This window comes from Shewanella sp. SM74, assembly GCF_025653725.1.
GTDB classification, from domain to species: domain Bacteria; phylum Pseudomonadota; class Gammaproteobacteria; order Enterobacterales; family Shewanellaceae; genus Shewanella; species Shewanella oncorhynchi.
The window spans coordinates 22,821-31,313 of record NZ_JAKKRZ010000048.1 but is presented as its reverse complement, the minus strand read 5'-3'; the positions used below and the strand labels follow the sequence as shown (position 1 = coordinate 31,313).

Genomic DNA, 8,493 nt, shown 5'->3' with positions numbered 1-8,493 from the left:
TTACGTTTGCAAAACGACATCAATGTTCTAAGCCAGCTACGTTTAGGCCAAAAAGTCCACTTCAAGGCCAAAGAAGGCCAAGTGTTCGGCGTGGTTATCAAAATCAACAAGAAATCAGTGATGGTGGTCAGCGATGATAACCGCCAGTGGAAAATCCCACCAGGACTGGTGCAGATCCTGAAAGACATCTAGCCAGGATGCTTGGCCGAAATCTATAAGGCGTCAATACGTCCTAAAATGGACGCTTACTCTGCTTCTACTGTCCTTATCATCCTTGCGGCTTCGTAATGAGCCTATGCCTCCGTAAGGTTTTCAGTAGATCAGTCTGACTGTCTCATCATCAAATCAAGTGTCTTAGCAACTTGCTGGTTGGTTAATTATTAACGTTTATTGAATCTATTCAGTACTATAGTGGAAGTCGATACTCTTCCTCACGCGCCGCGATAACCCATGCCATTCTGGCGAGCTTATTGGCTACAGCCACACAGGCTCGGTTAAAACCTCGGCGCTCTGCTAACTGGACTGCCCAGCAACTAAACTTATCTTGCTTATTCTGGCTGTGTTGCAACACAGCTCTGGCGCCGTGGATGAACAGCGTACGTAAATACGCATTTCCCCGTTTGCTTATTCCAAGGAGGTTATCTTTACCTCCGCTGCTGTGTTGTTTGGGAACCAAGCCACACCAAGCAGAAAAGTGCCTGCCATTACTGAAATCTTTACCATCACCTGCGGCGGCATAAAAGGCAGTAGCGGTGACTGGACCAATGCCAGGGATAGTCTCTAAACGCTGGCAAATCACATTGTTTTTAGTTTCTGTGAGCACTTGTGCATCACAACTCTTAAGCCGTTTTTCTATATCACTAAATTCTTCATATAAGTGATAAAAAATGGCCCGACCTTTAGTGGTCAGCGCATTGGTTTCATCCGCTAAAATATCTGGGAACTGAACTTTAAAAGCCGATTTACTTTTGGTCATCACAATGCCGTATTCCGCTAACATCCCTCTGACTTGATTGATTAAGGCGGTTGATTGCTTAGTTAATCGTTCGCGCATTCGGTGGAGCAGTTGCACATCTTGCTGCTCGACGCTTTTAGGTTTTACAAACCGCATGTTGGGTCGCTGCGCAGCTTCAGCGATGGCTAAGGAATCGTTATAGTCATTTTTGTTACCTTGCCGAAAAGGTACTACAAATTGAGGTGCGATTAGCTTGACGTTATGGCCCAACAGCTCAAATTCTCTGGCCCAGTAATTTGCCCCACCACAGGCTTCCATCACAATCAGACACGGTTCAATTTGGGCGACAAAGGGGAGCAAGTCCTTACGTTTAAGCATTTTCTTTTTGAGTAACTTACCCGTTTTATCGACACCAACAAGATGAAAAACAGACTTTGCGATATCTAAACCGATTGTAGTAATCTTCATAGGTGGACCCGTCCTCTTTCTGATGAGTTTTAGCGACTACATCGTGGCCCATTGCGAGGCCGATTTAAAGTGGATGGGTCCATTCCATTATCCATGAATATCGACAGGGAGACGCTCCGCCACAAGTAACGGAGCTAACAGGAGACCAGCAGATCATTTTGGAGGTATTGGGTGAACGCTATCGGCAAATTTATTCCTAAATTAGGTGCGGAATGTCGGGTTTAACGATACCGTGCTTGGGATGAGCAAAAAGGTATTTCGCCGTTGCTACATAGAGATGATGAATACGCGGTTCTTTTGCATCGAATAAAACTCCTGATTGAATTGGTTTCACTCTACGCGCGATCCGGAAATAGCTGCTCATAGATAATGATTATCAACGTGCTTAAATGTTAATGTTTGAAAGTTGTCGCCAGAAATATACCCCAGATAACACTACTACAAAGAGTAACACTACCAATAAGCACAGTGCCATGATAGAACTGAGCAAATTCAAAAGAGGGGTGTAACTGAGCGGCAGGGCTCCAATCACAAAACACAGACAGTACAGAGCAATATAGCTGTTATTCAAATCAAACTTGCTTGGAACGGCATTAGCCACGACTGAAGAAGTGAAATACATCCAGATTCCAAACCGCAACGGTTCATCAACGGCGAAATTATAAAGTGCAGACCAGTCAATGGTGGCTGGCGCCTGGAATAACCAATTAAGTATGCACACAACAGCACATCCGCCGAAAAGCGGGGCTATTCCGACGAATAAACGTAACACAGGGCTAATTAATGATGGTCGGTACTGGTACTGCACAAAGCCAAGTGTGCCGTCAGGCTGTGGTGAGAAAAAGGATATTTTGGTAATGGTAAACCGAAACAGAATTGCAGTAAGAGCATGACTGAGTTCATGGACAAATACACCCGGGGCCGCATAAAGACGAAACAACAAACCACTCCCAATGGTGGAAAATAACCTGTCGCGCAATAGCGATAATAACGTTAAGGTTACCCCTAAACTAATTACGGCTAACCAGCCTTCATTTGCCATAAGTGGTTACTTAAGCTTAGTCAATACTGTTAGAGATCTCCATCTCTCTAATGCTGTATGCATGGGCGATGTCGGCGCGTTCAACGGCGTTTTTCGCATCGGCTTCAAGGCGCTCAACCATCAGTTCTAATGTTTCCATTTGCTTGGCACGGCGTAAGCGCAATACATAGGTTTTCACTGTGTCACTAGCACTATTGAAGTTGAACATCTCACGTAACATTGTTTAGTCCCGAGCAAAAGATTTCCAAATGTAATTCTGGGGAAGACATTAACACCAAATGATAATTCCCAATATAACCGATGCCAAAATAATTCAATTTAGACCATCATGCAAACTAGGGGGAAGGAATAAGCAAGAGCACGGAGTACACCTGATAATTCCGTTAAACTCTGACGCGCTTATTCTGGCGTTTCCTTGGATATAACTTGTTTAACTCGCTTCACCGTCGAGGTGCGATTGAGTGTTAATCTGGCGATTTTCTCTTGAGTGAGATTGCCTGCCTCCAACAGATCAATCACATATTGATACTGCTTGCGCCATTCCTCGCCACCGACTTTGATGGTTCCCTTGGGGCGCCCAAAACTGCTGCCGCTTTGAATCGTCTGGCGAATCCCTTTACGCACAGCATCTAATCGCTTGGGTTCGTAACGCCAACGCCCTGTGGCAATAAAGCGCTCGTCCTTATCGAAGGGGGCTTAGTCATTGGCTACGCGTGTGAATGCGGCCTTAAGCTGCTTCAATGCTGACGCATCGAGGCTCAGATATTCTTGATGCTTTCCTATCTCTCTCTTTGATAGCCGGTATCGATACAATACATACTGCTCCAGATAACCGCCGTAAGGGATTAACCGCAATACTTTGGTGGAGATGTCCTGGTTAAAGTGGGCTTTCATCTCTGACATGACTTCAGCTAACCTTACGTTCACTTCACGACGTGTCCGGCCCACCTTATAAATGACTTCACCACTGTCTAGGGTTAACTCAAATAAATAGGTGGTAGCCATCATCAGCTGCTGTTGGCGCCAAGCCTCAATCTCAAAGTGTGCTCGATGTAGTTCGTTGTTAGCCACTAACTGCGATTTTCTATGTATCCGGGCTGTGAGTTGGCGGCGAAACCAGTTGCTGAATTTACTCAGCGATAGTTGGCCGGTGATGATTAACGCGGCATCGGTCAGTCGATATTTACCCGTGTAACTGTCGGTCTCAATAAGATTGTGCTTTAACAGATCACGAACATGCTTAGGTTCATACCAAAATACTTCCCCAGGATGGGCTTCGGCGTAATTCTGTAAGACATTAACAAGGAAATCAGGCGCGCAAAGGTGAAAGTGATCCCAGCCTGGTATTTGTGGCAGCTGTTGCAGTGACTCATGGCAGGTTTCGCCGTCATGTCGAAAGTGATGAATATTGACTAGCCCCTTTGCGGCGATCAACGGCACGGCACAAAAGGGGCAGGAGAGGTCGGTTTTACCACTATTTACCACATCGATAGCGATTAACTCTCCGTCTGTGGCTTTTCCGAGTGTTAAAAAGGCATTGGAAGTCATACTTAATTGACCCTGTTAAATGTCGAATAAATGTAGCTCAAATAAGTATGGGGAAGAACGTAAGTTATATCAACCGGTCAGGTCATCAGGTCATCAGGGCGGCTAGGGTATTCTAATCTCAATTCAATGGCTAAAGTCGATTATTTGCAAAATCTGCCATAATCTTGTCGTCACTAAGATTATCTAAATTTCTCTTCCACTTTCTCAAATATGGCCATCGCCACTTTATTGAGCACTATTAATTATCTATCCAGATACTCAAGAGGTAGGGGTGTACACCTATCTTTGTTAGCCCACATCATTGCATGATGGTCTAAATGAGGTTACAGTAAGACAACAACAAAAATACTTTAAGGTGATAGCTTTGTGTATCATATCGGATAGCTATGAAGTGATCCAATCCTCATTGCGGGAGCTCAATCACCTGCTTGATTCGAATACCCCTATCCGTGCCAGCGTGACACCTGTACCGCCCGTCATAAAATCGGCTGAGAAAGTGCGCGAGCCGGTGACGGTGATTTCGGTACGCGAAACACTGGGTCTTGCAGCAGTAACGAAAGCCAAACTCGCTTACGGTGATTTACACATTCATCCTGATTACTCGCAGCGCTCAGCTCGTAGAACGCCTGGGGTGCTTTGGTACTCCACATCGCCGTTAGTCACTCACAAAGTTATGGATGTCATTGCCCGGATTAACTTGGCTAAAGCGGCCATCGAGAAGGAAATCACCACCAAGTACAGCGCCCGTGCAGACAGATTTGAGAAACTACGAGAGGTTTGCCCTGGTGTCATGGCGTTACATCTCTATCGCCAAATCCGATGCTTTGACGAACCCATGACCTCGGCGCGGCTCAGCTGGTTATGCAAGGATGTGGTGTCGAAGGTCGATAAAGACAAATTGCTACAGCAACTGAACGCGGATATTAAGCGCCTTGGCGATGAATGCCCAAGTCAGCTATTGCTGTTAAAGCAGAACATCTTGAACACCCCCGAAGCGATGATTCGGGCGCGTCGGGATATTCAGCCGCAGCCCGTGGCCAATCTCATGATTAACGGGAAGGTGAAAACGGTTACCGCTACGATGCCGCTTATTGTATTGCAAAGTGAGCCGTTAGAGATCAAGCCACTCACTACGTTTGACGCTTCAGTTAAGCGCGGTACTCGTGCCGATAAGCAAGCAGCTACGCCACTGGGCTCCTTTAATGGCTCCAGCTATGAAGCAAGGAATTAAAGACCGCAAACGGAGAGTAATTAGGTCAATTTTTGCGTAATTCCCATGACGTAATACAGTGCGTAAAGCAATGTAATTTGAAGGCTTATGAATGAACAGTTACGAAGAGCAGCTTAAATCCGTCTTTCACACATCGCAGATGCACTTGTATATGACTTGTGCTGAGTCAGACCGATTTGTGCCAATGCAACGCCGCAATGAGATCCTGATAAAAAGGTTAAAGCCTTTTGTGGATGACAAGTCATACCGTGAAATCAAGAGTCATATTAAGCGTGTTATCCAGCTTGGTCGCAAAGGGCAGGATATGGAGGCCTGCATCAATCAAATGCTATCAGTAATCAATAGCTCCAGCGTGAAATACGATAGGATGATGGCGTTGGCTGAATGGTTAGTTACTACGATTGAGGTTATCGAAACGCCGATTCAATTCCGAACCAGCGAGCAACCAGTAACAGTGGACCACAATGTCTGTGAGATCCGCTTTAATCGCTTAGAGATTGAAAATTGCTTTAATGAAGACGGCCAACAAATTGCTCCGATGATAATTAACTATCGCTACACTTCAGAGGACAATTTAATTGCACTTAAGAAGGTGTTTAACTCAGATTATCAATTGATTGAATGTATGGTGTTAACAAACAACACTGCCAACTTATTTATCATCGATAGCGCTCATTGGTTGGATGCTCAATAGTGCTCAAATAGCTGAAAGGAACTCTCGGTATGATTCAATTACCCTCTCTCACCTTACATGATGTTGTACGCAACTTATCCGGCTTAGGCTTCTTTTGGGCGTTGTGGATGATATTCCCTTATCGACATAATCACGCAATACCTCTACTTCGGTCTGGTGCCGCTATCGCTTTGATGGCGGCTGGGTTGTATAGGCTAAGTGATACAGGGCTTGTTGAGTTTAACACCCCTGCATTTCTGGCGCTGGCCACATTACTGGTCACTACTAAAATGGATAATACCAATACATTTCCGGCGATGGTTATTCAGAACGTGTTTCTTGGTAGCACGTTAATTTCGTTATTTATTTATGGCATTGGAACCGTAGTTATCACCTGCACTTCGGCTGCGATTTTCTTGTATATCCTCAACAAAGCAATGCCGGAAGACATTCACAATTAATATAGCGAGTGATATTGTCCATCCGTGTACTGCATTGGACGTAACTCTATGAATCCTTTTATCCTGCCAAACAGAGCCCTTAACGCGAGCGAGCTGTTTAATCAACGAGTCCTGAACGACCCCTCTACGTCGAAATGGGTTAGGGAACAGTGGGGGAACCTGTCGAAGCGTGATGTTGTTGATGCGCTGAATGACTTGGAAATTCTACAGTTGATGCTGACCAAAAAATTGCATGGACTAAGCCAATGATTATCGCGAATAAAATTGGCTGACTCATACCCGCAGAGCTCAACGTTGAGACTCCGAAATACTGGGATGTTAAGCCTTATGATGAACCAAACACCCGTAGAATATGGAAAACCTATAGAAATGTCAGGTATTTACAGACGTAAAAGCCGCGGAAGCATTGGTGCTTTCCTTCCTGAACCACTTTAATCGCTGGCAATACCTGCAAGGAAATGAAAATTGAAGATAAATCTCAGAGAGCTTAATGCTCTTCAACCCGCCCCTCTCAGCGATGCGGTTTTAGTAAACCTAACTGAATTAGCATTGGCAAGAGGCTGGGTTATCGATAAGGGCCACATTACCTATGAAACGGTGCCATACGACCTTATTGTTGGACACGAACAAGGGATGATTCCTTCGGTTTCCTGGGGAAACCTGTTAAATGGCCACCATACTTCTATGGGGCATTATTTGGGGATTTTAGAAGATAGCCCAAATTTTTTTACAGACCAATTTTGGCCCAAAGTAGGCGTTACACTCGCAAAGCTGGAAGGTAAGTATTACTTGGTTGGTGGTAAACACCGAGTCACTATCAATTACTTCCTCCGCCATTTCAACCCCGAGACATTCAACCATTCAATCGTGATCCCGAATGTCAAAGTCCAGCATTACACACTTAAATAAAATGAGGCAGCAACATGCAAATCGGCCAAAAATATATAGCGGTGTCTCCAGCTACATCCTTCGATGACGTTGATGGCAGTTTAGTGGAATTTCCCGAGAAACGGCTCCAATTAGAGGTACTTCCAAAGCCAGAGAAAGTGCTGGTGGATGACGGTGAAATCTCCACGATTGAGTCCCTACCAGCACACCTAAAGTCGGAAGATTGGTATTTTGTTCGCAATTTAGACACGGGCCGTAGGCATTGGTTTACACCGCTTGACTATAAGTTGACGTTACTTGAATAAATCATAGAGTCATCGATACCGATACTTGCCTTTAGGTGGATGTGGAGCTTGAGCCGCAATCTCCGATTTTCTTTTCACACTTAGATGGTCATTACACTTAGGGCAGTAGTTGAGTAACGCACTGCCTTCAAAGTCCAACTGACAAAAAACGCAGCGATATATAGCGACTACGTTCAACCTGTCCATTTTGGCAATCTGCTCTTTAATCCGATCACGGGTAGTCTTGGTTTGTTCCAGAACTTGTTGCTGTTCCTGAACAGCTGGAGCTTTAGTCTGTTGATGCTCAAACCACGCATTGCGCCTTGGATTGTAAATCCAAGGCTTGCCCTTAATGGACGTTTCAAGCCATTCGCGCAGTAGTGTTTGAGCTGATTTTAGTTTGTAAAACTCATTAAATATCTTTGAGAAAGGAATCAAATCAAGTCCTAGTACCGCCGTGTGCTGATCTCTTGAGAGGTTGTTATATATCGGCGCAGGGCGACCAGGATGGCTAATGTATAGGCATAGCTTGCGACCTGAGACTGTAAAGATTAAGTCAAACATAATATCCTGCTCATAAATATCAAGCGTTATGTTCTTGGGTTCCACCGTGATTAGAAAACTTTTGGTAATGACGTGCTTTTGGCCGTGATGGTCAATCTCGAGAGGTGGCAACATTAACAAGCCTGTCCCCTGTAGCAGCTGCTTCAGCATGTAGCGTACTGAGACATAAAACGAGTATTTGCAGGCCTCTATCTCTTCCTTACTCGCACCTTTGGAGTCATGGGCAAAGTGGGACGCATTAACGTCACCCTGCCGTGCGATTAAGGCAATACCGCATGATGGGCAAGTACAATCACAGGACTTACCCCGCGTTGCGTCATCTGCATCTATATACACGCCATCATTACGAAGGCCGAAGGGGATTAGATTCATAAGGTAA

Annotated in this window: 12 protein-coding genes; 6 read left to right on the top strand and 6 right to left on the bottom strand. The window is 45.0% G+C overall.

Annotated features, from left to right (window positions below; all coding sequences use genetic code 11):
* Positions 1–192: transposase (locus L5M49_RS23815; protein ID WP_263255047.1), on the top strand; the 192-nt coding region annotated here is incomplete at its 5' end.
* Positions 193–406: 214 nt separating this feature from the next.
* Here L5M49_RS23815 and L5M49_RS23810 read toward each other — a convergent pair.
* The 5 genes from L5M49_RS23810 to L5M49_RS23790 all read right to left on the bottom strand — a co-directional run bounded on the left by L5M49_RS23810 (position 407) and on the right by L5M49_RS23790 (position 4,013).
* Positions 407–1,423, bottom strand: a complete 1,017-nt coding sequence (locus L5M49_RS23810; RefSeq protein ID WP_263266934.1) for an IS110 family transposase — start codon at positions 1,421–1,423, stop codon at positions 407–409.
* 385 nt (positions 1,424–1,808) lie between these two features.
* A complete protein-coding gene (locus L5M49_RS23805) occupies positions 1,809–2,465 on the bottom strand; it encodes a hypothetical protein (protein WP_263266933.1) in 657 nt (218 codons plus the stop codon).
* A 16-nt stretch (positions 2,466–2,481) separates the two neighbouring features.
* Positions 2,482–2,685: a hypothetical protein gene (locus tag L5M49_RS23800; protein ID WP_263266932.1), complete on the bottom strand. Its 204-nt coding sequence runs from the start codon at positions 2,683–2,685 to the stop codon at positions 2,482–2,484.
* Positions 2,686–2,864: 179 nt separating this feature from the next.
* Positions 2,865–3,089 carry a hypothetical protein gene (locus L5M49_RS23795; RefSeq protein ID WP_263170087.1) on the bottom strand — a complete coding sequence of 75 codons (225 nt, stop codon included), beginning with the start codon at positions 3,087–3,089 and terminating at the stop codon, positions 2,865–2,867.
* A gap of 72 nt (positions 3,090–3,161) precedes the next feature.
* Complete coding sequence (locus L5M49_RS23790) at positions 3,162–4,013, bottom strand: GIY-YIG nuclease family protein (protein WP_263170086.1); 852 nt, start codon at positions 4,011–4,013, stop codon at positions 3,162–3,164.
* Positions 4,014–4,368: 355 nt separating this feature from the next.
* On the opposite strand from L5M49_RS23790, the gene L5M49_RS23785 reads away from it, so the two are divergent.
* The 5 genes from L5M49_RS23785 (at position 4,369) to L5M49_RS23765 (ending at position 7,571) form a co-directional block, all read left to right on the top strand.
* A complete protein-coding gene (locus tag L5M49_RS23785) occupies positions 4,369–5,244 on the top strand; it encodes a DNA replication terminus site-binding protein (RefSeq protein WP_263149230.1) in 876 nt (291 codons plus the stop codon).
* 91 nt (positions 5,245–5,335) lie between these two features.
* The gene (locus L5M49_RS23780; RefSeq protein WP_263149229.1) at positions 5,336–5,938 is read left to right on the top strand and encodes a DUF2913 family protein; all 603 of its coding nucleotides are present in this window, start codon (positions 5,336–5,338) and stop codon (positions 5,936–5,938) included.
* A 29-nt stretch (positions 5,939–5,967) separates the two neighbouring features.
* Positions 5,968–6,378 carry a hypothetical protein gene (locus tag L5M49_RS23775; RefSeq protein ID WP_263149226.1) on the top strand — a complete coding sequence of 137 codons (411 nt, stop codon included), beginning with the start codon at positions 5,968–5,970 and terminating at the stop codon, positions 6,376–6,378.
* 465 nt (positions 6,379–6,843) lie between these two features.
* Positions 6,844–7,287, top strand: coding sequence for a hypothetical protein (locus L5M49_RS23770; RefSeq protein ID WP_263170084.1), 444 nt, complete (start codon positions 6,844–6,846; stop codon positions 7,285–7,287).
* A 14-nt stretch (positions 7,288–7,301) separates the two neighbouring features.
* Positions 7,302–7,571, top strand: coding sequence for a hypothetical protein (locus tag L5M49_RS23765; protein ID WP_263170082.1), 270 nt, complete (start codon positions 7,302–7,304; stop codon positions 7,569–7,571).
* Positions 7,572–7,580: 9 nt separating this feature from the next.
* On the opposite strand, the gene L5M49_RS23760 is transcribed toward L5M49_RS23765, so the two are convergent.
* Complete coding sequence (locus L5M49_RS23760; protein WP_263170080.1) at positions 7,581–8,486, bottom strand: hypothetical protein; 906 nt, start codon at positions 8,484–8,486, stop codon at positions 7,581–7,583.
* Positions 8,487–8,493 lie beyond the last annotated feature (7 nt).

Bases quoted from the DNA above. Each gene is read 5' to 3' on its own strand.
- L5M49_RS23810 (WP_263266934.1), bottom strand. From the start codon at position 1,423: ATGAAGATTACTACAATCGGTTTAGATATCGCAAAGTCTGTTTTTCAT.
- L5M49_RS23805 (WP_263266933.1), bottom strand. From the start codon at position 2,465: ATGGCAAATGAAGGCTGGTTAGCCGTAATTAGTTTAGGGGTAACCTTA.
- L5M49_RS23800 (WP_263266932.1), bottom strand. From the start codon at position 2,685: ATGTTACGTGAGATGTTCAACTTCAATAGTGCTAGTGACACAGTGAAA.
- L5M49_RS23790 (WP_263170086.1), bottom strand. From the start codon at position 4,013: ATGACTTCCAATGCCTTTTTAACACTCGGAAAAGCCACAGACGGAGAG.
- L5M49_RS23780 (WP_263149229.1), top strand. From the start codon at position 5,336: ATGAACAGTTACGAAGAGCAGCTTAAATCCGTCTTTCACACATCGCAG.
- L5M49_RS23775 (WP_263149226.1), top strand. From the start codon at position 5,968: ATGATTCAATTACCCTCTCTCACCTTACATGATGTTGTACGCAACTTA.
- L5M49_RS23765 (WP_263170082.1), top strand. From the start codon at position 7,302: ATGCAAATCGGCCAAAAATATATAGCGGTGTCTCCAGCTACATCCTTC.
- L5M49_RS23760 (WP_263170080.1), bottom strand. From the start codon at position 8,486: ATGAATCTAATCCCCTTCGGCCTTCGTAATGATGGCGTGTATATAGAT.